Origin of the sequence: Hydrotalea flava (assembly GCF_001623405.1) — a bacterium.
GTDB classification, from domain to species: domain Bacteria; phylum Bacteroidota; class Bacteroidia; order Chitinophagales; family Chitinophagaceae; genus Hydrotalea; species Hydrotalea flava.
This window is the reverse complement of record NZ_LUHG01000065.1, coordinates 1-26,115: the sequence shown is the minus strand read 5'-3', so window position 1 is coordinate 26,115 and position 26,115 is coordinate 1. Positions and strand designations below refer to the sequence as shown.

Here is a 26,115-nt window from a genome sequence, read left to right as displayed (position 1 = left end):
TAAAAATAATTGATGTTCATCAAATTGTTTTGGTTATTCAGGATACTGTTTGTCTTTACCTTTTTTCTAAGTACCTTTTGGACCTGAAATTGCAGTTCTTTTTATTTAAAAAATTGCCATATGTTAAAGTACCTGATTCCTGTTTTTTTATTGGTTTCGATTGCTAAAATTAGTTTTGCTGACAATTTATTTTTGAATGAACATCCTACATTAGCCATTGGTGCGGCTGCACCCGATTTTAATTTACCGGCTACCGATGGTAAAAATTATACTTTGGCATCATTTAAAGAAGCTAAAATTTTAGTGGTTGTATTTACCTGTAATCATTGCCCTACTGCACAGGCATATGAAGACAGAATAATTGCATTAACCAATACCTACAAAAATAAAGGTGTTGCCGTGGTTGCCATTATGCCGAATGATCCCAAATCGATTCGTTTAGATGAATTAGGGTATACCGACTTAAGCGATTCGTTTGATGAAATGAAAATAAGGGCTTCCGAAAAACATTTTAATTTTCCTTATTTATATGATGGCGATAATCAGGAGGTATCTAAAAAATATGGTCCCATTGCTACCCCACATGTATTTATTTTTGATGCAGCAAGAAAATTACGTTATTCAGGAAGGGTTGATGATGTTGAAAAGCCGGGCAAAACCCCACACCATACTGATGCTGCCAATGCCATTGATGCACTTTTGCAAAACAAGCCCGTTACCGTTACTACTACCAAAGTATTTGGTTGTTCAATTAAATGGGCCGAAAAAAGTAATTGGATAACTCTGGCACAACAACAATGGGCGGCAGAACCGGTAACATTACATCCAATTAGCACCGATAGTATTCAGTATTTATTACAAAATCATTCAGATAAATTACGACTAATTAATGTGTGGGCTACCTGGTGTGGCCCGTGCGTAACTGAATTTTCGCAGTTTATTACCATTAATAGAATGTATAGGGGCCGCGATTTTGAGTTTATTTCCATTAGTGCAGATGATCCAGCCAAACAAATGAAGGCATTGGAGTTTTTAAAATCGCAGCAGGCTTCCTCCCGCAATTATATTTTTAATAGTGATGACAAATATAAATTGATTGAAGCCATTGATCCCAACTGGCAGGGCGCACTTCCCTACACGATATTAGTTGAGCCCGGCGGAAAAATTGTTTATGCTAAAGAAGGAGCCATTGATCCTGCTTTGATGAAAAAAACAATAGTAGATAATCCCTACATCGGGCGGTATTATTAAAAATAAAATGGTAACACCCTAACCATAAAGCGTTACTACATTTAATGGGAAAAAATAAAAACATGAAAAAAACAATTCGATGGGGAATTATTGGTTGCGGAAAAATTGCCGCAAAGTTTGCAAGCGATTTAAAATTAGTAGATGATGCAGTATTGTACGCAGTTGCAGCACGATCTTATGATGCAGCCGCTGCATTTGCTGCTACGCATCAGGCATCAAAAGCTTATGATAATTATACAGCATTGGTACAAGATGAATCGGTAGATGTAATTTATATTGCTACGCCCCATAGTTTCCATTATGAACATACCATGTTGTGTATTGCACATGGTAAAGCAGTTTTATGTGAAAAGCCATTTGCCATTAATACTTTGCAGGCCACGGAAATGATAAATTTTGCAAGAAAACAAAAAGTATTTTTAATGGAAGCCTTATGGACCAAATTTCTTCCGCATTATCAACAACTCATCCAGATGATTCAGGAAGGGAAATTAGGCGTATTGCAATCTGTCTTAATCAACTTTGGGTTTAAACCACAGGCTCCCGTTTCGCCTCGTTTGTTCGATCTTAAACTAGGTGGTGGTACCCTAATGGATATTGGTATTTATAATGTTTTTATGGCATTAAGTATATTGGGTAAGCCTCAGCAAATTCAGGCTGTAATGGTGCCTCATGCTGCAACGGGTGTAGATGAGCAATGTGCAGTTTTGTTTACCTATCCCAATGGTGCAATGGCACAATTGTTCTCTTCATTTGTAACAACATTACCTACCGAGGCAGAAATTGCAGGAACCGCCGGTAGTATTCGTTTAACATCCAGATTTTATGAGCCTTCTGCAACCATTCAATACTATCATTTCACCATTCGCGAAACAACTGAAATTCAGGTGCCAAAAGAATCCGGTTTCGGGTATCAATACGAAGCACGGCATGTAAACCAATGCCTGCAGCAGGGTTTAACAGAGAGCCCGGTTATGGCACATGCTGACACTTTGTTATTGATGGAAACTTTAGATGCTATTCGTGCAACAGCAGGCATACACTACCCTGAAGATGCCTTGTAAATACAAAGTACTATAGATGAAAAAATTTTTGTGATAATATATGATTTGTCTAATTTAATTTCTAACTTGTAACAAATTATTGTTTCACATAAAAAACCTTGTATGAAAAAATTAATAATGGGTATTGTAATTGCTATGGCAACCATGATGGTAATACCTGCTGCAACAAATGCACAAACCGTTGCTAAAAAAACAACAAAAGCTAAAAAAGAAAACGCCGTTAAAATCAATGCTAAAAAAACAAAAGTAGCCGCAGCAACTGAAGAAAAAAAGCAATCTGCTCCAAAAGCTGTTACCACTAAACCAGCAGCACCTGTAACCAAGTCCGCAAAAAGTTATACGAAGCCTGCTCCATCAACGGCTGCTGCCGGTAACGACAAAGTAATTGGGAAAGATGATAAAGGTAGAACCATTTATGAAGGGAAACGTGGCGGCCATTATTATATCAACTCAAATGGCAATAAAACGTACATTAAAAAAAATTAATCTAATTTTCAATGCTTCATCTGTTTACAAAAGAAAGATGAAGTAGTGATTAATATTGTTCATACCAATTGAAATATTTTTCAATAATCTGATCTTTTTCACGGGCAATATAGCTTAACAATGCTTTTCCAATTGCGGAATGTTTCTTTCCTTTCAGCCAAATTAATTGCCAGTTTGTAATAATTGGGAAATGTTGTAGTGGAACAATTTGAAGACTTCCATTCAATAACTCATTTTTTATACCAATTAATGGCATAATGGAACTGCCTAATCCTGCTAAAACTGCCTGCTTTACTGCTTCATTCGATGTTAGCTCTAATTTTTGCTTCACTTTTAGTTGTTGTTTTTCAAAAAATAATTCCATGGTTAAACGGGTACCACTGCCCTGTTCTCTGAAAATGAGCGGCATTTTTTCCAGTACAGATATATTGTGTTTTTTTTGTTTGAAGTTTTGTGCGGTATTGTTTACAAGGTATAATTTGTTTTGAAGTAATTGGATGTTTTCAATGGCCATATTTTCCGGCAATACAGAAACCATTGCAAAGTCAATGGCATTATTTTCTAAACTTTCCAATACTTTGGCTTTGTTGGTAACATCTAATGATAATTCAATTTCCGGATGTTGTTGCATAAAACCCTCTAAAAAATAGGGCATTACATAAATGCCGGTAGAAACTACCGCAATTTTAAGTCTGCCGCTCAGCAACCCTTTATAAGCAAGTGTTTTATAATTAATGGCATATACTTCATCTAAAATATTATTGGCCGCTGCAGCAATTTCCTTTCCAAAATCTGTAACAAATAATTTTCTTCCAATGATTTCTGTTAAAGGCAAATCGAACTGATCCTGAAAGTTTTTTAATTGAATGGAAACTGCCGGCTGGGTTAAATTTAATTCTTCTGCAGCTTTTGTTATACTCTGTGTTTTTGCAATAATTGAAAACACCATGAGTTGATGTAAAGTGTAATTCATAAATAATATTTATGTATTTCATTATAAAGATAAATAAAACACAATGAAAAGCTGCCAATACTTTTGCGCCGTTCAATGAAACAGATATGAAAAAAATAACAGTAGCAAAAGGCGATGGCATAGGCCCCGAAATTATGGATGCCACGTTAAAAATTATGATGGCAGCCGGTGCACAATTAGAAATTGAAGAAATAAAGATTGGTGAAAAAGTATATTTGGCGGGAAACAGTTCTGGAATTGATCAGCAGGCATGGCAAAGCATCAGAAACAATAAAATTTTATTAAAGGCGCCCATTACAACCCCACAGGGTGGCGGTTACAAAAGTTTGAATGTTAGTATCCGAAAAACATTAGGCCTGTATGCAAATGTGCGTCCATGTAAAAGCATGTTTCCCTATGTTAGCACAAAACATCCGGAAATGGATTTGGTAATTATTCGTGAAAATGAAGAAGATTTGTATGGAGGTATCGAGCATCAGCAAACAGATGAAGTGGTCCAATGCCTGAAATTAATTTCCAGACCCGGTTGTGAACAAATTATCCGATATGCTTTTGAATATGCTCAACAATACGGCAGAAAAAAGGTTACCTGCTTTACAAAAGATAATATTATGAAACAAACAGATGGGTTGTTTCATCGGGTATTTAATGAAATTGCACAGGAATACGCTGATATTGAAAATCAACATTTGATTGTTGATATTGGTGCAGCAAAATTGGCCAATAGCCCTGAACTGTTTGATGTAATTGTAATGCCCAATTTATATGGCGATATTTTATCGGATGTGGCTGCTGAAATAGCAGGCTCAGTAGGTTTGGCAGGCTCTGCCAATATAGGTGCTACCTGCGCCATGTTTGAAGCCATTCATGGCTCTGCACCGGATATTGCCGGTAAGAATATAGCCAACCCATCCGGGTTAATTCAGGGCGCCATTTTAATGTTAAACCATATTGGCCAGAATGAAGTAGCTGAAAAAATACAAAACGCATGGCTTGCTACCATTGAAGAAGGAATACATACATTTGACATTTATAAGGAAGGATTCAGTACTCAAAAGACAGGTACTGCCGAATTTGCCAATGCTGTTATTGAAAGGCTTGGAAAAAAACCAAAACTGCTTCCATCTGTTTCCTACGCAAAGGGTATAGCGCTAAACATTCCTGTATATCATCGAAAAGCGCCATCACAAAAAATGTTGGTAGGGGTAGATGTTTTTGTGGATTGTCCCGATATTCAACCCGAAGCACTTGCAGATCGCTTGCAAAAACTAAATTCCGGTTCAATTGAATTGCAAATAATTACCAACCGTGGTACGAAAGTTTGGCCCAATGGTTTTGATGAAACCTTTTGCACCGATCACTGGCGTTGCCGGTTTTATGCGAAAGCAAATCATACAGTTCAAAAGCTGGATATTGTTCAGCTATTGTATGCTGCAGCAGAACAGGGAATCGATATTATTAAAACCGAGAATTTATATACTTTTAATGGTATCAGAGGCTTTTCATTAGGGCAGGGCCAATAAATAAAATAATTTTTCAATGAATAGTATTGCCGATAAACTTATAATGAATATCATTATATAACGGCAGATGCCTTGACTCGTATTGTACAAATGGTTCAAGCTTAAAATCCATTTCAAATAAAATTGGATGTACTTCTAATAAAGTAGAGACATCTATAAAAGTGAGAAAGATACAATCTGTATAGGATAATTAGCTGTATTTACTGCCCCGCTTGCAAATACGAATATGCTTTATTCCATTCAGGCATGAAATGCAATAGAATAAATTAAGGATTGCATCATTACTGATAATGCAATTGATTGAAAGCGATAGCATCATGACTATCGCTTTTAGTCACTGCAGAGTATTGTTTTACTTTCTGCACTATGCATATCATAATTTAATGAACTGATATCTATCATCTTTTTAAATGATATCTGTCATGTTTCCTACATAAATGGTAGAATAGTTTTGTGTCGGCTTATTCAAAACATCAAAACTTTCAGTTATGAAACAGTTTAACAAAGTAGAACGAATTTCCGGAATAGTCTTTATGGCAATAATGGTTGTAATGTTTATCCCTTCCAAATTACAAGCACAAAGTAAATATAAAAGCGAACAGGTAAATCTTGTCATATCCGGCACATCAACTATGCACGATTGGGAAGAAAAGGCCAATAATGTTATTGTGAATGCGGACTTTTCAATACAAAATGGCATCATTCAATCGTTGAATAGTGGTTATGTAAGTGTAGAGGCCAAGTCTATTAAAAGTAAAGAAGGTTCAATGATGGATAATAGAACTTATACTGCTTTGCAGGCTGATAAATATCCCAACATAACATTTCAGGTTACAAAAGTTGTATCTGTTCAAAACAACAATGGCATTACCATTATTGATGTTTTAGGAAATTTAACCATCGCAGGTAAAACGCAAAATACAGATTTAAAATTGGCATGTAAAACAGTAAATGGTACAGTAGAGTTAACTACCAACAAAAAAATAAAAATGACCGACTATGGTATTAAGCCACCTTCTTTCATGTTCGGTGCATTAAAGTTAGGAAATGATGTAACCCTTACTATTCATGTAACCCTTGTAAAAGATTAACTAATATCTTAAAATAACCTAAACTAAAAAGTATATGAAAAAGATGCATTTAAAACAACTTGCTATTGCGCTGGCTACCATTGTACCAGTAACATTAATAGCCCAACAGCCTAAAATTGGATATTTACGCCCATATGATAAATCCGGAATTAATGTATTTGAAGAACCAAAATCTGACTCCGTTAAATTTGAAGGATTAAAAGTTAGATGGGGCGCAGCATTTACACAACAATTTCAAAATTTAAAAGATGAAAACCCTGGTGCACTCAATAACAATGCCGGTGCATTTGTAAATGGCGTTTCAACACCCGGTAATAAATTAAAGGTAATTACACCGGGTTTTCAAACAGCTATGGCCAATTTGTATATGGATGTGCAATTGGCAGATGGTATTCGCTTAAATGTTACTACTTACTTATCATCTAAACACCACAATGAAGCCTGGGTAAAAGGTGGATTTATTGAATTCAATAAACTTCCTTTTAAGGGCAAAATTTGGGATGATATAATGAAAGTTACAACCATTAAAATGGGGCACTTTGAAGTAGATTATGGTGATGCCCATTTTCGCAGAAGTGATGGTGGACAAGCCCTATACAATCCCTTTATGGAAAATAATATTGTAGATGAGTTTGCAACAGAAATTGGCGGTGAAATTTATGTAAAGAAAAACGGCTTTTTTGGAATGGTAGGTTTAACCAATGGTATGATTAAAGGAAATATTGATTCTTTATATGCTGCCAGTAATCCGGATGGTAATTTACACAAATCACCCTCCGTACTTTTAAAAGCAGGGTTTGATAAAACAGTTGCGCAGAATGTTCGTTTAAGAATGTCATTATCTTATTATGGCAATCAAAGTAGCGGCGGTAATACATTATTTGGAGGCGATAGAACCGGATCAAACTATCAGTTTGTAATGGAACAGGCTTCTGCAAATCCAAGTAGTACTACAGGTGCAGGTACACCTCTTGCATTTTCCGGAAGATTCAATCCGGGATTCAGCAAAAAAATTAATGCGGTTATGTTTAATACTTTTCTTAAAGTAAAAGGATTTGAATTGTTTGGTACTGCTGAAGCTGCATCTGGTAGAACTGCTGTTGAAACATCTGACAGAAGCATGAGTCAATATGCTATTGATGGTGTATACCGCTTTGGCAAAACAGAAAATTTGTTTGTTGGTGTACGTTATAATACAGTAAAAGCAGCATTAGTTAATAATCAAAGAGGAACTGGAGCCGGTCCCATTGTGTATACCAACGATGTAACCATTAATCGCTTTGCTATAGCCGGTGGTTGGTTTTTAACTAAAAATATTTTACTGAAAGCAGAATATGTGGATCAGGTTTACAATAATTTTCCTGCTGCCGATTTTAGAAGCACAGGTAAATTTTATGGATATGTTGTAGAAGCAGTAGTTGGATTTTAATATTGTGCTTTATTTTAAAGGTTAAAATTAAATCGGGGTAGAAAGCTACCCCGATTGTTTTTATTGTATATTATATGAAGTATTTCACTTTTATACGCTTGTACAATCATATTTTTTTATATGCTTTTTTGTAAAAATATATGGAAAGTCTTTTTGATTATCCTGATGTTTTGTCAGGCATCTGTTATTGCACAAGTAAAAAATGAACTCAGCAGCCTTGCTGTAAATAATAATATCGAAAAATGGTTAGTACTGAGGGGTAGTAGCTTAGTGGTTAATGGAAGCACCAATATCAATAAATTCAGTTGTCGTATTCCTGAATACATTAATAATGATACCCTTTATTTTTATCGCAATAGTTTAAAAAATGAATCTTGTATTTTAAAAGGCAATCTTATTTTGCAGGTAACTGATTTTGATTGCCACAATGCCATGATGTCAAGTGACTTGTGTAAAACATTGCAGGCAAAAAAATATCCTGCTTTAATTATTCAGTTTTTATCCATAAATACCATTCCCGATGTAAAATCAGGAAAAGGCTGGATAAAGGGTGATGTATCCATTGAAATGGCTGGTGTAAAAAAAGTATTTGAGGTAAACTATCAGTATGCTTTTATTACACCTACACTGCTGTATATGATTGGTACAAGACCCGTTAATTTTTCAGATTTTAATTTAGAACCACCCAGAAAATTAGGTGGAATGATACGAACCAATGAAAAATTGGATGTGGCCTTCACTTTAAAAATGGAGTTGATGCACTAAGGATTTCTTTTTGCAAAGAACATACCTGCAATAATTGACTGTATAAAGGCATACAATAGCCAACTGCCAACCATGAGCAGTGTTACATCCATTGAGGCGAATGTAATCCATAAAATAGGGACAACGCCTACCAATGTATAGGTACATCCAAATTGTATACCTCGGAATAAAAAGTTTCCTCTAAAAATTGTTTTAAGGTTTTCCCAAAACCACGATAAAGCAAAACTGATAATGAAGGTATGCGAATAGAATAAAACATCTCTACTGCCATCTGAGTGAAAAAGCGGGTTATTGTATTCTTCAAACAAAAAAGGAAAGAAGCGGATGGATAAATACAATCCTCCATAACTGATAATGGTTAGAATAATTCCAGCTAATATGCCGTTGATGAATATTTTTTTCATAAACATAAATAAATAATAAGTTGTTGTAAGCTATACAAAAGTGGCATACAAAGTTGATTTGTTTCCTATAATAAAATTTTCTTTTAATTTTCAGACAAACATTCGTTAGTATTTAATAAAAATCCCAATATTTAAATAAATATTTAAAAAAACCTGCCAAATCGCTAAAAATTGTCGAATTTTGCGTTCTTGTTTTTAATTGCTTGATTTGTATTTAAAATTAAATTCCATGAGCACTACACCTACTACCTTGTTCGATAAAGTTTGGGATGCACACGTTGTTCAACATATAGATGATGGCCCTGATGTTCTGTTTATTGATCGTCACTTTATTCATGAGGTAACCAGCCCGGTTGCATTTTTAGGCTTAAAAAACAGAGGCCTATCTGTGATGTTTCCTGACAAAACTTTTGCTACTGCTGATCATAATACGCCCACCATTAACCAACACATGCCGGTGCAAGACCCACTTTCTGCCAATCAGCTGAAAGCCTTGGAAGATAATGCTGCCAAATATGGTATATCACATTGGGGTTTGGGTAATCCTAAAAATGGTATTGTGCATGTAATTGGGCCCGAAAATGGTATTACCTTACCCGGAATGACCATTGTATGCGGCGATTCACATACTTCTACTCATGGCGCTTTTGGTTGTATTGCTTTTGGTATTGGTACATCTGAAGTAGAAATGGTACTTTCATCGCAATGTATCATGCAACCTAAACCTAAAAAAATGCGTATTAATGTGCATGGTAAATTAGGAAAAGCGGTATTGCCCAAAGATGTTGCTTTGTATATCATATCTCAAATTACCGCAAGTGGTGCTACCGGTTATTTTGTAGAATATGCCGGCGAGGTGTTTGAAAATATGAGCATGGAAGGTAGAATGACAGTTTGTAACATGTCTATTGAAATGGGAGCTCGTGGTGGAATGATTGCACCTGACGATACCACATTTGCGTATTTAAAAGGAAGAGAGAAATCGCCCAAGGGTGCTGCATGGGATTCGGTTTTGGCTTATTGGAAAACATTAAAATCCGATAAGGATGCTACATTCGATAAAGAACTCAATTTTAATGCTGCCGATATTGAACCTCAAATTACCTATGGCACCAATCCTGGTTTGGGTACCGGTATTACTAAAAAAATTCCGGCTGCTGCTGAAATTGCCGGCAGTGAAAACTCTTACAAAAAATCGTTAGAGTATATGGGCTTTCAGGAAAATGAACTCATACTTGGTAAGAAAGTAGATTATGTGTTTCTGGGAAGTTGTACCAATGGGCGTATTGAAGATTTTCGTGCATTTGCTTCATTGGTGAAAGGCCGTAAAAAGGCAGATAATATCACTGCATGGTTGGTACCCGGTTCGCATATTGTAGAACAGCAAATTAAAGAAGAAGGTATTTTAAATATATTAACCGAAGCCGGTTTTCAATTACGGCAGCCCGGTTGCTCTGCCTGTCTGGCCATGAATGATGATAAAATTCCTGCAGGTAAATATGCGGTAAGCACCAGCAATAGAAATTTTGAAGGAAGGCAGGGCCCCGGCAGCAGAACTTTATTGGCCAGCCCATTGGTGGCCGCCGCCGCCGCCGTTACAGGTGTGGTTACCGATCCAAGAGCGTTAATGCAATAATTTTTTATACAAATATTCATGATATGGCTTACGATAAATTTACTGTTTTAAAAAGTACTGCAGTTCCCATGCCAATGGAGAACATCGATACCGATCAAATTATTCCTGCACGTTTCTTAAAAGCAACAGAAAGAACAGGTTTTGGTGATAATTTATTTCGCGACTGGCGCTATAATCCTGATAACACACCCAAACAAGATTTTATATTAAATAATCCACTGTATTCGGGTAAGATATTGGTAGGTGGAAAAAATTTTGGTAGTGGCAGTAGCCGCGAACATGCAGCCTGGGCTATTTACGACTATGGTTTTCGTTGCGTGGTATCCAGTTTTTTTGCAGATATTTTTAAAAACAATGCATTAAATATTGGCATTCTTCCGGTACAGGTAAGCCCCGAATTTTTAGAAAAAATTTTCAAGTCAATTGAAACAGATCCTAAAGCTCAGTTTATCGTTGATCTGCCGGCTCAAACATTCACTATTGCAGCAACCAGTGAAATAGCTGTTTTTGATATTAATACATATAAAAAACATAATATGTTAAATGGGTTTGATGATATAGATTATCTGCAATCCATTAAACCGGCTATTCAGGCATTTACTGAAAAAAGTTTTTATTAATTGACAATAATGGGTTGTATGCGAATAGTTTACAACCGGAAAGGATAGGTATCGTATGCATGAAAATAAACTGCGGCACATTGAAATAATGGATACTACCCTGCGGGATGGTGAACAAACCAGTAGTGTATCTTTTTCTGCTTCAGAAAAATTAACGATCGCACAATTATTATTAACCGAAGTAAAAGTAGATAGAATTGAAATTGCCTCTGCACGTGTATCAGAGGGTGAATTTCAGGCGGTAAAAAAAATTACACAATGGGCAAGTGATAATGGCTATCTCGATAAAATTGAAGTACTCACTTTTGTAGATGGTACTACTTCAATTGAGTGGATGATGGAAGCCGGGGCTAAAGTGATGAACCTGCTTACCAAAGGTTCGCTGAATCATTTAACCCATCAGTTAAAGAAAACACCCCAACAACATTTTAAAGAAGTTGGCGAAGTAATTGCATTGGCGCAACAGCATAAAATTGATTGTAATGTGTATTTAGAAGACTGGAGTAATGGGATGCGCCATTCTAAAGGTTATGTTTTTGAATATCTTGACTTTCTGGCAACGCAACCAATCAAAAGAATTTTATTGCCCGATACACTCGGTGTTTTAATTCCTTCTGAAACTAAAGCATACATTTCTTCAATTGTTCAGCGCTATCCTGATATACATTTCGATTTTCATGCCCATAACGATTATGATTTAAGCATAGCCAATGTATTAGAAGCAGTGAATGCCGGCGCCAAAGGCTTACATTTAACAGTAAATGGCATGGGCGAGCGGGCAGGTAATGCACCTTTAGCCAGTGCAATTGCTGTTTTGAATGATTATGTAAAAGATGTAAAAACTTCTGTAGCCGAAAAATCGTTGTATACCGTAAGCAAATTGGTTGAAACATTTTCGGGTTTCAGAATCCCGGTTAACAAACCGGTGGTGGGCGAAAATGTATTTACACAAACTGCCGGAATACATGCCGATGGCGACAAAAAAAACAATTTATATTTTAATGATTTAATGCCCGAACGCTTTGGACGTCAAAGAAAATATGCATTGGGTAAAACCAGCGGTAAGGCAAATATCGAAAACAACTTACAGCAATTAGGCATTCAATTATCAGATGATGATTTGAAGAAAGTAACCCAGCGCATTATTGAACTGGGCGACAAAAAAGAAGTGGTTACACAATCTGATCTTCCTTACATTCTTTCAGATGTATTAGACAGTAATTCTATTGAAGAAAAAGTACATATTGAAAATTATGTTTTAACACATTCAAAAAATCTGCGCCCATCGGTTACTCTGAAAATAAATATGGAAGGGGAAATATTTGAAGAACATGCACAGGGAGATGGGCAATATGATGCTTTTATGAATGCATTAAAAAACATTTATGCCTTAAAGAAAAAGGAACTGCCGCAATTAACAGATTATGCAGTGCGCATTCCCCCCGGTGGAAAATCAGATGCATTATGTGAAACCATTATAACCTGGTGCTATCAGAACCGCGAATTTAAAACCAGAGGATTGGATAGCGATCAAACAGTATCTGCTATAAAAGCTACACAAAAAATGTTGAACCAGATTTAAAGTAAGTAAATAATTATGGTGCAAAAAAAAATTTTAATAGTTCCCGGTGATGGTATTGGACAGGAAGTAACCGCAGTAGGAAAAAAAGTATTAGATGCCATTGCAACCAAATTTTCGCATCAATTTACTTATGATACTGCTTTAATTGGGCATGTGGCCATAGAGGCTACCGGTACCCCCTTGCCGGATGAATCATTAGTTAAAATGAAAGCGTCTGACGCGGTTTTGTTTGGTGCTGTGGGTCATCCTAAATATGATAACGATCCAACAGCAAAACTGCGACCGGAACAGGGTTTATTAAAAATGCGCAAAGAGTTGGGGTTGTATGCTAATATTCGTCCCATTCAATTATTTGACGAATTATTGGGCGCTTCCAGCATTAAACCTGAAATTTTAAGGGGTGCCGATATTTTGTTTTTCCGGGAATTAACCGGCGATATTTATTTTGGAGAAAAAGGAAGAAGAAATAATGGTGATACAGCTTATGATGTAGCCGAATATAGCCGTTATGAAGTAGAACGTATTGCCCGAAAAGCTTTTGAAGCGGCAAAAACACGCCGAAAAAAATTATGTTCGGTAGATAAAGCCAATGTTATTGAAACCAGCCGTTTGTGGCGGGAAGTGGTACAACAGGTAGCATTAGATTATCCTGATGTAACTGTAGAACATCAGTTTGTAGATGCTACAGCTATGTTGCTGATTAAAGATCCGAAACGATTTGATGTGGTTGTAACCGCAAATTTGTTTGGCGATATATTAACCGATGAAGCTTCGCAAATTGCTGGTTCAATGGGCATGCTGGCTTCTGCATCTATTGGCGATGGAACCGGCGTTTATGAACCCATTCATGGTTCTGCTCACGATATAACCGGTAAAGGCATTGCTAATCCGTTAGCTTCCATCCTTTCTGTGGCATTAATGTTAGATATTTCTTTTGGATTGAAAGAAGAAGCAAATACCATCATAAAGGCTGTTGATGCGGTATTGAAAGCTGGTTTTAGAACCCGTGATATTGCCGATGCAACAACAGTTGCTGATAAAATTTTGGGTACGCAGCAAATGGGAGATATAGTGCTGCAACAGCTTAATGCTTAATTATTTCAAATTGTAAAATGATAAGTATTCTGTAGCAAAGTAAACAGATGAATGAGCGTACATTTTTAAAAACTGTATGTTGATGCAACTTGTTTATTTTGATTCTAAAAACTTTACCCATATATAAATGTCCAACATAACGTTGTTTTTAATGGCTGCCTTGTGTTGTATGCCTTCTAAGTAAAATTTATTTCTTTGCAGCACTTTCATTGAAGCTGTGTTTTTCGAAAATACATATGCCTCTATTCTGGAATATTTTTTTTCTTGTTCAATCAATGCTAATAATTGTTGTATTGCAGTTGTTGCAATACCCTTACCCCAATAAGCTTCCCCTATAAAATAGCCTATTTCAGCAACATGCCGGCGCTCATGTTCCTGTGGCACAAAACCAATACTTCCTACTAACTGATCATCTGCCCAAATTGCATAATTCTGATAAGGATTTTTTGAACCATGTATTTCAATCCATTTTAATGCATCGGTAACAGTATAGGGTTGTGGAAAAGAATCTCTTACCTGATTAAATATATTTCTGTTATTGGCAATCACAGCTAATGCAGCGGCATCTGTTTTGTGCCAAATTTTTAAAGTTACCGGCAACATGGCATGTATTTAATAATTTTAAAATGCATGTAATACAAGTGAAAGGAATTAAAAATTAATTTTCCGATGTTTCTATTTTTCTGGTTAAATAATTCGTATAATCCGGTAGTGTAAGTTCATATGGTTCATGCATAAAAGGCGATGTCATAATGAAATCTGCTGTTGAACGATCGCATGCCATGGGTATGTTCCAGGCTACACAAAGCCGTAACAATGCTTTTACATCACTGTCATGTGGTTGTGCTTCCATAGGATCCCAGAAAAAAATCATGATATCAATTTCGCCGGTTGCAATCATACTGCCAATTTGCTGATCGCCGCCTAAAGGGCCACTTAATAATTTTTTTACAGGCCGATCTAAGGCTGTTTCTATTAATTTACCGGTGGTACCGGTGGCAATTAACTCGTGTTTGGCCAATACTGTTTTATTGTATTCAGCCCACGCCATTAAATCTGCTTTCTTATTATCATGTGCTACCAATGCAATTCTTTTTCTTTTTGCTAATAATCTAAACTCGGCCATATTGTTTGTTTTTATTTGGAGCTTTGAAGATACAATTTGCGCATAAACTTTGGGTATTGGTTATAAAAAAAGCCATCTCCCAGAAGAGAGATGACTTTACACTTACTAACCTGTTAAATCCAAAAATACTTATTATGGTTTTGCCGGAATGGGTTCAGCCGGAGTTGCTGCTTCTAATATTTTAGCCCTGATTTTAGCTTCAATTTCATTGGCCAAATCAGGATTATCGAGCAGCAATTGTTTAACGGCATCACGACCCTGACCTAATTTATTACTATCGTAACTAAACCAGCTACCGCTTTTTTGCACAATACCTAATTCAACACCCATATCAATAATTTCCCCAATTTTACTGATACCCTGTCCAAAAATAATATCGAATTCGGCAGAACGGAAAGGTGGCGCCACTTTATTTTTCACCACTTTTACTTTTACACGGTTGCCAATGGCTTCGTCTCCATCTTTTATTTGAGAAATTCTGCGAATATCTAAACGAACGGAAGAATAAAATTTCAAGGCGTTACCACCGGTGGTTGTTTCCGGATTGCCGAACATTACCCCAATTTTTTCGCGGAGTTGATTAATAAAAATACAAATGGTATTGGTTTTACTGATGGTTGCTGTTAATTTTCGCAAAGCCTGGCTCATTAAACGGGCTTGCAAACCCATTTTGCTATCACCCATTTCACCTTCCAATTCGCTTTTCGGAACCAATGCAGCAACAGAGTCAATGACTACTACATCCAATGCGCCCGATAAAATTAACCGGTCTGCAATTTCCAAAGCCTGTTCACCATAATCGGGTTGAGAAATTAAAAGATTATCTACATCAACCCCTAACTTCTGTGCATATACACTATCAAAGGCATGTTCCGCATCTATAATGGCACAAATGCCTCCTTTTTTCTGTGCTTCTGCAATTACGTGTGTGGCAATAGTGGTTTTACCTGACGATTCAGGACCATAAATTTCAATCACTCTTCCTTTGGGTAATCCTCCAATACCCAGTGCAATATCTAAACCAATAGAACCGGTAGAAACCACCTCATTCAATCTTTCCGGTTTTTCATTCATCATCATTACACTGCCCTTGCCATAGTCTTTATCAATTTTATCCATGGTAAGCTTCAGCGCTTTCAATTTATCTGCATTACTCATAGCTGTATATTTTCTTTCAAAATTAATGATGCCACGAAGTTATAGAAATAAAATTACACACACTAATAAATTTAGCAAAAATTGCTAAAAATATTACTTAATTATTGTAACTAAATATTTTCCGGTTGTTTACTTGCATGATTGAAAACTGTACAGTATATTTCTAAATGGCTTAAGAAGCTAAGTAGTGTGCCGCATAACTGCCAAATGAACCCATGTCTCTTTTTTTAAATAGTTCAAAAAATAAAAATAAATTACATGAAAAAAGTACTTTTTTGGGTGGGTTTGTTGCTGCTATTATTGGTAGCAGGCTTGCTCGTATATCTTAAGTTTTTCCTCCCAAATGTAGAAAATGCGCCTGTTTTAACGGTAGAAATTACACCGCAACGGGTGCGGCATGGGGCATATCTTGCCAATCATGTTACGGTTTGTATGGATTGCCATTCTACCCGCAACTGGTTAAAGTTTACCGGACCGATTGTGCCGGGTACAGAAGGGGAAGGTGGTGAATATTTTGGTGTAGAATCCGGTTTCCCCGGAAAATTTTATTCAAAAAATATTACTCCGGTTAATTTAAAAAACTGGACTGACGGGGAAATTTACCGCGTTATTACTACAGGCGTTGATAAAAAAGGGAATGCAATTTTTCCGGTAATGCCTTATACCTATTTTGGGAAAATGGATAAAGAAGATGTGTATGATATCATTGCCTACATTAGAACATTACACCCAATTCAAAATAATATTCAGTCGCGTTCCATCAACTTCCCTATGAACTTTATTTTAAATACACTGCCTCAAAAAGCAGTACCGCTCAAAAAACCTTTAAAATCAGAAACGCTTTTGTATGGCCACTATTTGGTGAGTATTGCCGCTTGTATGGAATGCCATACACAACAGGATCAAGGAAACCTTAAAACAGAACTGGCTTTTGCAGGTGGGCGTGCATTTAAAATGCCAAATGGCATTACCGTTTCTGCCAATATTACCCCCGATTCGGCTACCGGCATTGGCAATTGGAGTAAAGAAAGCTTTGTAGCCCGATTTAAAACCTATAGTGATACTGCCAATCTGGAAACAATTACGCCAGATAAAGTAAATACCATTATGCCCTGGTCGATGTACGGGGGGATGAATACAAGCGATTTGGAAGCGATTTATGTTTATTTAAAATCCTTACCACCTATCAAAAACAAAGTGCAGCATTTTGAATTGAATGCCATTCAAAATAAATAGTAAAAAATCGATATATTGAGTGGTAGGGACAAAGTTTCCTGACGTTTTAGTTGAATTGCCGTTGTATCATAATTTGTCTATTAAAGATGAATACAAAAAATGTTAACTGTCGCTAAGTTTAACTTAAAATTGTGGTGGATCTCTCTAATATTCTGACCAATGTTTTTTATTTGAGCTGTAAATCAAATACTTATAAGGAGAACACTGAATATGAACTTTGTAAAAACTACAATAACTTTTGATAATTTTTTATGGTATAGCAACGCATAATTAGATCAATACAAACTTTTTTATCATGATAATTTTTTAAAAATATTATAAATGAACAAATTTAAAATATCTACGGCTCAATTTGAGAACAAAAGTGGCGATAAGAATTACAATCTTTCCATTATTGAAAAACTATCGGAAAAGGCATCTAAAGAAGGTTCTAATGTGATTGCATTTCATGAATGTTCTATTACTGGATATACTTTTGCACGACAACTTTCAAAAGAGCAAATGCTTGATTTAGCAGAATTCATTCCTGAAGGTCAAAGTATTTTAAAACTGAAAAAAATTGCAAATAAATTTGATATCATTATACTGGCAGGTTTGTTTGAGAAAGATAAAAATGACAATTTATTTAATGCCTATGTTTGTGTTGATAAAAATGGTCTGGTTGCAAAATATAGAAAACTGCACCCTTTCATTAACCCTTATTTAACGGAAGGAAAAGCGTATTGCATTTTTGAAATTCATGGATGGAAATGTGGAATCCTGATTTGTTATGATAATAATGTAATAGAGAACGTAAGAGCTACAACACTTTTAGGAGCTAATATCATTTTTATGCCGCATGTTACTATGTGTACCCCTTCCACACGGCCAGGTTCGGGATTTATTGACCCGAAACTTTGGGAAAATAGAGAAGCTGATCCAACATCATTACGATTAGAATTTGACGGGATGAAAGGACGAGATTGGTTAATGAAATGGTTGCCCGCAAGAGCATATGATAACGGGGTATATGTCGTTTTTTCAAATCCAATAGGCATGGACGATGACCAATTAAAAAATGGATGCTCTATGATAATTGACCCTTTCGGCGATATTCTTGCAGAGTGTTGCATTTTTGAAGACAGTTTGGTAACAGCCACTATCACCCCGGAAAAACTTATTCAAGCCGGTGGACATCGTTATATTAAAGCAAGGAAACCAGAATTGTATAAGGACATTATTGGGCAAAATCACAAATCGGAACAGACGGTTGTATGGCTAAACACTGATGAAAAAAAATAAAAACTGCCGCTAATAACTAGAACAAGGTATCCTATGTACGGTTGAATAGAATTAACCCCTTTATAGCACTACTTCGCATTTTCAAATACCTTCTTTTGAATCTAAAATTCAAGGGTTTCATCCATTCATCCCTGATATACGTTCCCACCTTTTATTTTTGGCTATATTAGCAACCAAACTTTAACCCGCTGTTTCAATGATAAAACCCATTCTTGCAGTAATTGTACCGCTTGCTATTTTTATATATGGATGCCATAGCAAAAAAGAAAACAATGCTGCCCAAACACCACCATCGGTTACACCGGTTGTAGATGTATTAATAGCAAAGCCACAGAATATTGTTTCGCAAATTGAAGCCAATGGAACTGTTGTTGCCAATGAATATGTTGAACTAAAACCTGAAGTAAGTGGCCGACTCTCCTATTTGAATGTACCCGAAGGTAAATATGTTACCAAAGGCACTGTTGTTGCTACTATGAATGATGCCGATTTGCAGGCACAATTGGCTAAATCGAGCGTATTGTTGCAGTTGGCTGAAATTACAGCGGCACGTAACAAAAAATTACTCGCCATTAATGGCATTAATCAAAGCGATTATGATGCATCACTAAACCAGGTAGAAAGTATACGGGCAGATATGGCGTATACCCAGGCGCTGATTGATAAAACGGTAATTAAAGCTCCATTTGATGGTGTAATGGGATTGCGACAGGTAAGTCTGGGTGCATATTTAACACCTGCCAATACCATTGCCACTTTGCAACAATTGAATCAGGTTAAAATAGATTTTACCCTGCCGGAAGAGTATGCCCGTTATATTCGCAAAGGCAATACCGTTATGGTGCAAAGCGATGCCGCTGTTAAACCGATACAAAAAGCCACTATTATTGCCGCTGAACCACAAATTAATACAGCTACCCGTAATATTAAGGTAAGAGCTGTATTGGAAGAAGGAGGGGTTAACCCCGGTGCTTTTGTGAAAGTATTGGTAGCCACTAACCAGGATAAAAAAGCCATTTTAGTACCTACCAATGCACTGATACCCGATGATAAAAATAAACAGGCAGTATTAGTGAAGCATGGAAAAGCTTTTTTTGTAAATGTAGAAACGGGTTTACGGCAAGCCGATGCTATTGAAATTACAAAGGGTATTCAGCCTGGCGATTCTGTTGTGGTAACAGGCGTTTTATTTGCCCGTCCGCAAAATGCAGTTCAGGTGAGAAGCATTAAACAACTGGCTGATTTTAGTAATTAATGCCATCCCACCCGGGTTTCTGCTATTGTTCAACTTATAGATACACTGATACATGAATATATCTGCTTTATCGTTAAAACGTCCGGTATTAGCTACTGTGATGAACCTCATTATTATTTTATTCGGAATAGTGGGGTATACTTTTTTGGCTGTTCGCGATTATCCGGCAATCGATCCTCCGATTATTACCGTTTCCACCAATTATACCGGCGCCAATGCCGATATTATTGAGAGCCAGATTACAGAACCATTAGAAAAGCAAATTAATGGCATACCCGGCATTCGCTCTATTACTTCTTCCAGTAGTTTGGGCAGCAGCCAAATTACCGTTGAATTTAATTTGGGTACCGATTTAGAAGCAGCAGCCAGCGATGTGCGTGATAAGGTAGGGCAGGCACAACGGGGACTTCCGCAAGATATAGATGCACCACCAACAGTTTCAAAAGCCGATGCCAACAGCGATTTTATTTTAATATTGGCCGTGCAAAGCCACACTAAAAGCTTATTGGAATTAAGTGATTATGCCGAAACAGTTTTGCAACAGCAATTGCAAACCATTAAAGATGTAAGTTCCATTAATATATTCGGACAGAAAAGATATGCGATGCGACTATGGCTAAATCCGGCAAAAATGTTGGCACATAATGTTGCTTTTACCGATATTGGTGATGCGCTCAAAACTGAAAACATTGAATTACCACCCGGTAAAATTTATGGTAATAATACCGAAATGGTGATACGAACTATGGGGCGTTTAACCAATGAACAACAATTCCGCGATTTAATTATAAAAGAAGATTCAACCGGCATTGTACGGCTGAACGATGTAGCAATAGTTGAATTAGGGCCTGAAAATTTAGAGCAATCCTGGAAGTATAATGGCGTCAATGCAGTAGGGTTAGCTATTATTCCACAACCCGGCGCCAATAATATTGAAATTGCGAATGAGTTTTATCGCCGTCTTAAACAAATAGAATCTTCCAACAAATCTGATATTCAGTTTCATGTATTAATAGATAATACCATCAATATCCGAAAAAGTTTGGCCGAGGTAAAAGAAACATTACTCATTTCTTTTGCCTTGGTGGTATTGGTTATTTTCTTCTTTTTCAGAAACTGGCTCATTGCATTGCGACCGTTAATCGATATTCCCATTTCATTAATCGGAACTTTCTTTGTAATGTATATTGCCGGCTTTTCCATCAATATTCTAACCCTGTTAGGTATTGTACTGGCAACGGGTTTGGTGGTGGATGATGGTATTGTAGTAACCGAAAATATCTTTCGAAAGTTAGAGGAAGGCATGCCGATAAGGAAGGCTGCTTTAGAAGGCAGTAAAGAAATTTTCTTTGCAGTAATATCTACCTCCATTACGTTGGCGGTAGTATTTCTGCCGGTTATTTTCTTAGAAGGATTTGTGGGCCGCCTGTTTAGAGAGTTTGGAGTAACACTGGCTGCCGCTGTTTTAATTTCTGCTTTTGTTTCTTTAACCATTACACCTGTTTTAAACGTTTATTTAAACACTAAAAATGCGCATGAAGGTTGGTTTTATAAAAAAACAGAACCTTTTTTTACCGGTATGGAGGCTTTATACCAACGTACTTTGCTAGGCTTCATGAAAATAAGATGGATGGCCTGGGTTATTGTTGGTATATGTTTGGTATTAATTGGTTTTTTAATTAAAAACTTGCAAACAGAACTGGCTCCGGTTGAAGATCGCAGCAGTATTCGTTTTGTGGTAACGGCACCGGAAGGCACCAGTTATAATTATATGGTAAACTTTGTAGATAAGTTTGCCAATTATTTGTATGACTCTATACCAGAAAGAGATTTTGTTTTTGCCAGAACACCTGCTGGACCGGGAAGCAACACATCACAGCCGCGTTTGGGCTTAATTGATCCTGCATTCAGAACACGCAGCCAGGCAGATATAGCCAATGATCTTCAAAAAAAATTAGGCCGGTTTAATGATGCCCGCATTTTTGCTATTCAGGAGCAAACTATTTCTGTTGGTTTGGGTTCAAGAGGTTCTTTGCCTATTCAATTTATTTTGCAAAATCAGGATTTGAATAAACTAAAAAATATTATTCCAAAGTTTTTGGAAGAGGTTCGGAAGGATAAAACTTTTGCCAATGCAGATGTTAATATCAAGTTCAATAAACCGGAAGTACAACTTACAGTTGATAGGATGAAAGTAAAAGACCTGGGCTTAAGTACTGCTGATGTGGTTGGTGCCATTCAGGCTGCATTCAGTGGTGGACGATTGGCTTATTTTATCATGAATGGTTATCAGTATCAGGTAATTGCACAGATTAATCGGTCAGGAAGGAATAATCCTGATGATATTAAAAATGTATTTCTTCGTTCTAAAACAGGCGAAATTATTCCTTTGGATGCGGTTGTTCATTTAGAAGAAAACAGTAACCCGGCTACGTTATATCACTTCAATCGTTATAAATCGGCTACTATTTCTGCTTCATTGGCTGAAGGTAAAACCATTGGCGATGGTATTAAAGCCATGCAGGCCATTTCAAATCGGTTGTTAGATGAAACTTATCACACGGCGCTGAATGGCCCGTCCCGGGATTATGCAGAAAGTTCTTCTAACATTCTGTTTGCTTTTATCTTAGCATTAATACTGATTTATTTGGTATTGTCGGCTCAGTTCGAAAGTTTTCTGGATCCGTTTACCATTATGTTAACCGTACCACTGGCGCTGGCAGGTGCTTTGCTTAGTTTGTTTCTTTTTCACCAAACACTCAATATATTTTCTGAGATTGGTATGATTATGTTGATTGGCCTTGTTACTAAAAATGGTATTTTGATTGTAGAATTTGCTAATCAAAAAAGAGGCAATGGGTTAGAAAAAGAAGCGGCAGTTGTGCAGGCTGCTACGCAGCGCTTAAGGCCTATTTTAATGACGAGTCTGGCTACTTCATTAGGCGCTTTGCCTATTGCACTGAGTTTAGGGGCAGCTTCAACCAGTCGTATTCCCTTAGGTATTGTTGTGGTAGGCGGTATTTTGTTTTCACTAATTCTTACCCTGTTTGTTATTCCTGCTGTATACACGTATATTTCCGGAAAACACAAGCGTAAAGAGTTTGAGATTATTGAATAAGGCAGGTGCTTTTAATTTGTCAATTTGTATGAACTGATGAAAATCAGTACATGCATTGTATACTTACCATTAATTTTGTACAAAAAAATGCGTTTAGATATTGCGAATATCCGGAAAGATTATAAGTTGCAATCTTTTGACGAATCAGATTGTGCAGATAATCCGTTTACTCAGTTTGAAGCCTGGTGGAAACAGGCTATTGAAAGTGAAATTGATGAAGTCAATGCCATGACGTTAGCTACTGCTTCAAAAACAGGGTTACCTTCGGCCCGTATTGTATTGTTGAAAGATTATAGTGAAAACGGCTTTGTTTTCTACACCAATTACAATAGCCATAAAGGCAAGGAGTTAGAAGAAAATCCACATGCTGCATTGGTATTTTTTTGGAAAGAATTAGAGCGACAGGTGCGTATACAGGGTTTGATAGAAAAAGTTCCTGCGTCAGAAAGTGATGCCTATTTTCAACAAAGGCCTGTGGGCAGCCGTATTGGTGCCTGGGCATCGCCTCAAAGTGCTGTTATAGCTAATCGGTCAATTTTGGAAAATGAGGTATTGTTGTTTGAAAATAAATTTAAAGAAACTGCTATTCCACGCCCTCAGCACTGGGGTGGGTATGTGGTAAGGCCTACTGCCATTGAATTTTGGCAGGGTAGAAGCAATAGGCTGCACGACAGGATTCAATATACTTTACAACCCGATGGCAGCTGGAAAAAAGTTCGACTGGCGCCATAACGGTAATGGGTTTACTGTTTCTGTTGGCTATGCTTTGGTTTTTTATAATTGAGTAACATTTAATTGCACAATTATTCCGCAAGTTTTATTTTATTGAAGTAATTGTTTTATTTCCGGACTGGTATAATCGCCCATACCGGTTTGCTGGTGAATAATCTTCCCGTTGGCATCAAAAATGAAAGTAGTGGGTATCCCCTCTACATTAAATAAAGCAGGAAGTTCCTGCGCAGGATAATACACGGGCATGGTATATCTTTTATCTTTCATAAACTGAATGGCTTTGCTAAAATCATCATCCATTGAAAGAAATACAAAAGCCACTTTACTGCTGTCGGTGCTGCTGTATAAAGTTTGTAAAGAAGGCATTTCGGCACGGCAGGGCGGGCACCAGGTGGCCCAAAGATTTACTAAAACTTTTTTTCCTTTAAATGCATCTTTGATGTTGATTACATTTCCGGCTGCATTTTTTATATTGAATATTGGTAATGCACTGGCATTGCTGTTAACAGCAGGTGGTGGAGGCGGCGGAACTGAGTTGCTACCTGGAGCCTGCATATTTTCATTATTGCCACTATTTTTACAGCCTGTAAATGTGATAAAACTTGTAACAAATACAAGTATTAAAAATTTGGTTGTTATTTGTTTTATTGACATGAATCTATAGTTTTAAATTTTAAAAATTTTTTTGTTTTATTTATTTTTTTATATGTTTACTGATTACAATGTGCACACAAACCTTTAATGAGTACATCGGTTTGATTGGTTTGAAAACCTTTGGGCAATGCAATGGCCGGCGATATAATATGGTCTAGGCAATATGTGGTGCCGCATTTGTCGCAGATGAAATGAATATGGTTATCGTGGTGATGGCCTTCTGTACAGGTATCTTTACATAATGCGTATAAAATAGAATTATCCGGACTGGGAATGGTGTGAATTAAACCTTTCTCAACAAAAATCTGCAATGTGCGGTAAATAGTTACCCGATCAAACTGATCACCGGTTTTTTCTTCAATTGCAGCATGGGTTAGTGCACCGTTTGATTGATGAAACAGTTGCAAAATAGCCAGTCTGCTCGGGGTAATACTTAAACTGCTTTTTTTTAATATTGAATTGATTGCATCGGGCATATTGCAAATAGGTATTTTATTTCGCCGTGTTATTATCGGGTTGTTCTTTTAATAATTCCTCAATATCGTGTTTTAATTTATCTAATTCATCTTTTTTCAGCGTATCATACACCTGGCCGCGTACAATGCCGTTTTTATCTACCAGTGCTACAAATTGGGTATGAATAAAATCATCTTTTATGTCGTTTACAGCATTTTTAGGATCATCAATGCCATAGCTGTAACGTGCCATTTTATACAAACTGTCTTTTCTTCCCGTTAAAAACTCCCATTGTTGGGTATTTACCTGCATCGAGTCTGCATACCTTCTCATTCTTGGCACTGAATCTGTTTCAGGATCGCAGGTGTGTGAAAGTATCATAAAATCTGGTCGTCCTTTAAACGTTTCATAAATGGATTTTAAATTGTTGTTCATTCTTGGGCAAATGCCTTTACAAGTGGTAAAAAAATAATTAACAACACATACCTTGCCTGCAACATCTGCATTGGTAATATCTTTTCCATCCTGATTGGCAAAACGGAAAGGTTGCACCGTACTTCTTTCCGTTAGGGTACTTCGCTTAAACATGTCGGTTACTCTTGAAATAACAAACATGAAAACAGCAGTTAATCCAATAAAAAATAATCCATAACCTAAAGCCTTCTTCTTATTCATCTGCTCAAATTTAGGCTACAAATTTACGGTAACGTTCAGATAAATGTATTTTGTGTAATAGTGCCATCATTCAATTCCTAAATAGATCGTATATTCTTCGTAAACTTTAACAATTCACCTGTTTTTAAAAAAGAATTTAGTTGGTTACAAAATTTAAGATAATTGTAAAGCAAACGGTAATAAATGGTCAGCCTAATTGAACAAAATGGAGAAGAAATTACTCAATTATTCAAGAATTACTTAAAATTTATTACTGCAAATGAAAAGGTTACAGCAAAGCAGTATGCAATTAGTTCCCGTATGTTTTAAGAATTGCTTCTATTGATAAATCCTCATCAATAAGTGGCCAATGAATACCATACCCGGAAGGTGATACCTCCTGTTTTCCTCGCCATTAAATAGATATTTTTCTAAGTTATTGATTATCAATTATTTGTTTATTTTATTTTTGGTGTCTTGGGTGTCCCAGCGTAATTTTTTATCTTTCAGAAGTGTTTATAAGAAA

Annotated in this window: 24 protein-coding genes and 1 pseudogene; 16 read left to right on the top strand and 9 right to left on the bottom strand. The window is 36.5% G+C overall.

Going from position 1 to position 26,115, the window contains the following annotated elements:
- Window positions 1-120 precede the first annotated feature (120 nt).
- From A0F92_RS06985 to A0F92_RS06975, 3 genes are all read left to right on the top strand, one after another.
- The gene (locus tag A0F92_RS06985; protein WP_068243415.1) at window positions 121-1,251 is read left to right on the top strand and encodes a redoxin family protein; all 1,131 of its coding nucleotides are present in this window, start codon (window positions 121-123) and stop codon (window positions 1,249-1,251) included.
- Between the two features lie 62 nt (window positions 1,252-1,313).
- A complete protein-coding gene (locus A0F92_RS06980) occupies window positions 1,314-2,315 on the top strand; it encodes a Gfo/Idh/MocA family protein (protein WP_068243708.1) in 1,002 nt (333 codons plus the stop codon).
- A 102-nt stretch (window positions 2,316-2,417) separates the two neighbouring features.
- Window positions 2,418-2,801 (top strand): hypothetical protein, encoded by a 384-nt coding sequence (locus A0F92_RS06975; protein ID WP_068243412.1) that lies wholly within the window; start codon window positions 2,418-2,420, stop codon window positions 2,799-2,801.
- A gap of 49 nt (window positions 2,802-2,850) precedes the next feature.
- Here A0F92_RS06975 and A0F92_RS06970 read toward each other — a convergent pair whose 3' ends face one another.
- Window positions 2,851-3,774, bottom strand: a complete 924-nt coding sequence (locus A0F92_RS06970) for a LysR family transcriptional regulator (protein WP_068243407.1) — start codon at window positions 3,772-3,774, stop codon at window positions 2,851-2,853.
- A gap of 86 nt (window positions 3,775-3,860) precedes the next feature.
- Between A0F92_RS06970 and A0F92_RS06965 the strand changes: the two genes are divergently transcribed.
- The 4 genes from A0F92_RS06965 (at window position 3,861) to A0F92_RS06950 (ending at window position 8,582) form a co-directional block, all read left to right on the top strand.
- Entirely contained in the window at window positions 3,861-5,297 is a 1,437-nt protein-coding gene (locus A0F92_RS06965; RefSeq protein ID WP_068243405.1) for an NADP-dependent isocitrate dehydrogenase, read from the top strand.
- A 488-nt stretch (window positions 5,298-5,785) separates the two neighbouring features.
- Window positions 5,786-6,388, top strand: coding sequence for a YceI family protein (locus A0F92_RS06960; protein ID WP_068243402.1), 603 nt, complete (start codon window positions 5,786-5,788; stop codon window positions 6,386-6,388).
- A 34-nt stretch (window positions 6,389-6,422) separates the two neighbouring features.
- On the top strand, window positions 6,423-7,817 hold the full coding sequence (locus tag A0F92_RS06955; RefSeq protein WP_068243399.1) for a hypothetical protein: 1,395 nt from the start codon (window positions 6,423-6,425) through the stop codon (window positions 7,815-7,817).
- A gap of 153 nt (window positions 7,818-7,970) precedes the next feature.
- Complete coding sequence (locus A0F92_RS06950; RefSeq protein WP_167516883.1) at window positions 7,971-8,582, top strand: YceI family protein; 612 nt, start codon at window positions 7,971-7,973, stop codon at window positions 8,580-8,582.
- Here the strand turns inward: A0F92_RS06950 and A0F92_RS06945 are convergent.
- The gene (locus tag A0F92_RS06945; RefSeq protein ID WP_068243706.1) at window positions 8,579-8,986 is read right to left on the bottom strand and encodes a hypothetical protein; all 408 of its coding nucleotides are present in this window, start codon (window positions 8,984-8,986) and stop codon (window positions 8,579-8,581) included. The two genes, A0F92_RS06950 and A0F92_RS06945, sit on opposite strands and share 4 nt — an antisense overlap.
- A gap of 229 nt (window positions 8,987-9,215) precedes the next feature.
- Here A0F92_RS06945 and leuC point away from each other — a divergent pair, with 229 nt between their 5' ends.
- Genes leuC through leuB form a run of 4 tightly spaced genes read left to right on the top strand, consistent with a single transcriptional unit; the run spans window position 9,216 to window position 13,919 of the window.
- On the top strand, window positions 9,216-10,622 hold the full coding sequence (gene leuC, locus A0F92_RS06940; protein WP_068243393.1) for a 3-isopropylmalate dehydratase large subunit: 1,407 nt from the start codon (window positions 9,216-9,218) through the stop codon (window positions 10,620-10,622).
- 23 nt (window positions 10,623-10,645) lie between these two features.
- Window positions 10,646-11,242: a 3-isopropylmalate dehydratase small subunit gene (gene leuD, locus A0F92_RS06935; RefSeq protein WP_068243390.1), complete on the top strand. Its 597-nt coding sequence runs from the start codon at window positions 10,646-10,648 to the stop codon at window positions 11,240-11,242.
- 55 nt (window positions 11,243-11,297) lie between these two features.
- Window positions 11,298-12,824: an alpha-isopropylmalate synthase regulatory domain-containing protein gene (locus tag A0F92_RS06930; protein WP_068243387.1), complete on the top strand. Its 1,527-nt coding sequence runs from the start codon at window positions 11,298-11,300 to the stop codon at window positions 12,822-12,824.
- Window positions 12,825-12,839: 15 nt separating this feature from the next.
- Window positions 12,840-13,919: a 3-isopropylmalate dehydrogenase gene (gene leuB / locus A0F92_RS06925; protein WP_253810245.1), complete on the top strand. Its 1,080-nt coding sequence runs from the start codon at window positions 12,840-12,842 to the stop codon at window positions 13,917-13,919.
- 93 nt (window positions 13,920-14,012) lie between these two features.
- Here the strand turns inward: leuB and A0F92_RS06920 are convergent, their stop codons facing one another.
- The 3 genes from A0F92_RS06920 to recA form a co-directional block, all read right to left on the bottom strand.
- The gene (locus tag A0F92_RS06920) at window positions 14,013-14,522 is read right to left on the bottom strand and encodes a GNAT family N-acetyltransferase (protein ID WP_068243385.1); all 510 of its coding nucleotides are present in this window, start codon (window positions 14,520-14,522) and stop codon (window positions 14,013-14,015) included.
- A gap of 55 nt (window positions 14,523-14,577) precedes the next feature.
- Window positions 14,578-15,045 (bottom strand): methylglyoxal synthase, encoded by a 468-nt coding sequence (locus tag A0F92_RS06915; protein WP_068243383.1) that lies wholly within the window; start codon window positions 15,043-15,045, stop codon window positions 14,578-14,580.
- 132 nt (window positions 15,046-15,177) lie between these two features.
- Window positions 15,178-16,203, bottom strand: coding sequence for a recombinase RecA (recA, locus tag A0F92_RS06910; protein WP_068243379.1), 1,026 nt, complete (start codon window positions 16,201-16,203; stop codon window positions 15,178-15,180).
- A 258-nt stretch (window positions 16,204-16,461) separates the two neighbouring features.
- Between recA and A0F92_RS06905 the strand changes: the two genes are divergently transcribed.
- The 5 genes from A0F92_RS06905 to pdxH all read left to right on the top strand — a co-directional run bounded on the left by A0F92_RS06905 (window position 16,462) and on the right by pdxH (window position 23,825).
- The gene (locus A0F92_RS06905; protein WP_068243376.1) at window positions 16,462-17,439 is read left to right on the top strand and encodes a c-type cytochrome; all 978 of its coding nucleotides are present in this window, start codon (window positions 16,462-16,464) and stop codon (window positions 17,437-17,439) included.
- A gap of 321 nt (window positions 17,440-17,760) precedes the next feature.
- Window positions 17,761-18,720 (top strand): nitrilase family protein, encoded by a 960-nt coding sequence (locus tag A0F92_RS06900; protein WP_068243374.1) that lies wholly within the window; start codon window positions 17,761-17,763, stop codon window positions 18,718-18,720.
- Window positions 18,721-18,916: 196 nt separating this feature from the next.
- The gene (locus A0F92_RS06895; protein WP_068243371.1) at window positions 18,917-19,975 is read left to right on the top strand and encodes an efflux RND transporter periplasmic adaptor subunit; all 1,059 of its coding nucleotides are present in this window, start codon (window positions 18,917-18,919) and stop codon (window positions 19,973-19,975) included.
- A 52-nt stretch (window positions 19,976-20,027) separates the two neighbouring features.
- Window positions 20,028-23,093, top strand: coding sequence for an efflux RND transporter permease subunit (locus A0F92_RS06890; protein ID WP_068243368.1), 3,066 nt, complete (start codon window positions 20,028-20,030; stop codon window positions 23,091-23,093).
- An 87-nt stretch (window positions 23,094-23,180) separates the two neighbouring features.
- Entirely contained in the window at window positions 23,181-23,825 is a 645-nt protein-coding gene (gene pdxH / locus A0F92_RS06885; RefSeq protein ID WP_068243700.1) for a pyridoxamine 5'-phosphate oxidase, read from the top strand.
- A 90-nt stretch (window positions 23,826-23,915) separates the two neighbouring features.
- Here the strand turns inward: pdxH and A0F92_RS06880 are convergent, their stop codons facing one another.
- The 4 genes and pseudogenes from A0F92_RS06880 to A0F92_RS16050 all read right to left on the bottom strand — a co-directional run.
- Window positions 23,916-24,479, bottom strand: coding sequence for a TlpA family protein disulfide reductase (locus tag A0F92_RS06880; RefSeq protein ID WP_068243366.1), 564 nt, complete (start codon window positions 24,477-24,479; stop codon window positions 23,916-23,918).
- Window positions 24,480-24,535: 56 nt separating this feature from the next.
- Window positions 24,536-24,955 (bottom strand): Fur family transcriptional regulator, encoded by a 420-nt coding sequence (locus A0F92_RS06875; protein WP_068243362.1) that lies wholly within the window; start codon window positions 24,953-24,955, stop codon window positions 24,536-24,538.
- A 16-nt stretch (window positions 24,956-24,971) separates the two neighbouring features.
- Window positions 24,972-25,610, bottom strand: a complete 639-nt coding sequence (locus tag A0F92_RS06870) for an SCO family protein (protein WP_068243356.1) — start codon at window positions 25,608-25,610, stop codon at window positions 24,972-24,974.
- Between the two features lie 289 nt (window positions 25,611-25,899).
- Window positions 25,900-25,980 (bottom strand): annotated as a pseudogene (locus A0F92_RS16050) (DUF2442 domain-containing protein); the annotation flags it as partial.
- Between the last annotated feature and the right edge of the window lie 135 nt (window positions 25,981-26,115).

Coding starts and splice junctions, on each gene's coding strand:
- A0F92_RS06985 (WP_068243415.1), top strand. CDS start 121: ATGTTAAAGTACCTGATTCCTGTTTTTTTATTGGTTTCGATTGCTAAA.
- A0F92_RS06980 (WP_068243708.1), top strand. CDS start 1,314: ATGAAAAAAACAATTCGATGGGGAATTATTGGTTGCGGAAAAATTGCC.
- A0F92_RS06975 (WP_068243412.1), top strand. CDS start 2,418: ATGAAAAAATTAATAATGGGTATTGTAATTGCTATGGCAACCATGATG.
- A0F92_RS06970 (WP_068243407.1), bottom strand. CDS start 3,774: ATGAATTACACTTTACATCAACTCATGGTGTTTTCAATTATTGCAAAA.
- A0F92_RS06965 (WP_068243405.1), top strand. CDS start 3,861: ATGAAAAAAATAACAGTAGCAAAAGGCGATGGCATAGGCCCCGAAATT.
- A0F92_RS06960 (WP_068243402.1), top strand. CDS start 5,786: ATGAAACAGTTTAACAAAGTAGAACGAATTTCCGGAATAGTCTTTATG.
- A0F92_RS06955 (WP_068243399.1), top strand. CDS start 6,423: ATGAAAAAGATGCATTTAAAACAACTTGCTATTGCGCTGGCTACCATT.
- A0F92_RS06945 (WP_068243706.1), bottom strand. CDS start 8,986: ATGAAAAAAATATTCATCAACGGCATATTAGCTGGAATTATTCTAACC.
- leuC (WP_068243393.1), top strand. CDS start 9,216: ATGAGCACTACACCTACTACCTTGTTCGATAAAGTTTGGGATGCACAC.
- leuD (WP_068243390.1), top strand. CDS start 10,646: ATGGCTTACGATAAATTTACTGTTTTAAAAAGTACTGCAGTTCCCATG.
- A0F92_RS06930 (WP_068243387.1), top strand. CDS start 11,298: ATGCATGAAAATAAACTGCGGCACATTGAAATAATGGATACTACCCTG.
- leuB (WP_253810245.1), top strand. CDS start 12,840: ATGGTGCAAAAAAAAATTTTAATAGTTCCCGGTGATGGTATTGGACAG.
- A0F92_RS06920 (WP_068243385.1), bottom strand. CDS start 14,522: ATGTTGCCGGTAACTTTAAAAATTTGGCACAAAACAGATGCCGCTGCA.
- A0F92_RS06915 (WP_068243383.1), bottom strand. CDS start 15,045: ATGGCCGAGTTTAGATTATTAGCAAAAAGAAAAAGAATTGCATTGGTA.
- recA (WP_068243379.1), bottom strand. CDS start 16,203: ATGAGTAATGCAGATAAATTGAAAGCGCTGAAGCTTACCATGGATAAA.
- A0F92_RS06905 (WP_068243376.1), top strand. CDS start 16,462: ATGAAAAAAGTACTTTTTTGGGTGGGTTTGTTGCTGCTATTATTGGTA.
- A0F92_RS06900 (WP_068243374.1), top strand. CDS start 17,761: ATGAACAAATTTAAAATATCTACGGCTCAATTTGAGAACAAAAGTGGC.
- A0F92_RS06895 (WP_068243371.1), top strand. CDS start 18,917: ATGATAAAACCCATTCTTGCAGTAATTGTACCGCTTGCTATTTTTATA.
- A0F92_RS06890 (WP_068243368.1), top strand. CDS start 20,028: ATGAATATATCTGCTTTATCGTTAAAACGTCCGGTATTAGCTACTGTG.
- pdxH (WP_068243700.1), top strand. CDS start 23,181: ATGCGTTTAGATATTGCGAATATCCGGAAAGATTATAAGTTGCAATCT.
- A0F92_RS06880 (WP_068243366.1), bottom strand. CDS start 24,479: ATGTCAATAAAACAAATAACAACCAAATTTTTAATACTTGTATTTGTT.
- A0F92_RS06875 (WP_068243362.1), bottom strand. CDS start 24,955: ATGCCCGATGCAATCAATTCAATATTAAAAAAAAGCAGTTTAAGTATT.
- A0F92_RS06870 (WP_068243356.1), bottom strand. CDS start 25,610: ATGAATAAGAAGAAGGCTTTAGGTTATGGATTATTTTTTATTGGATTA.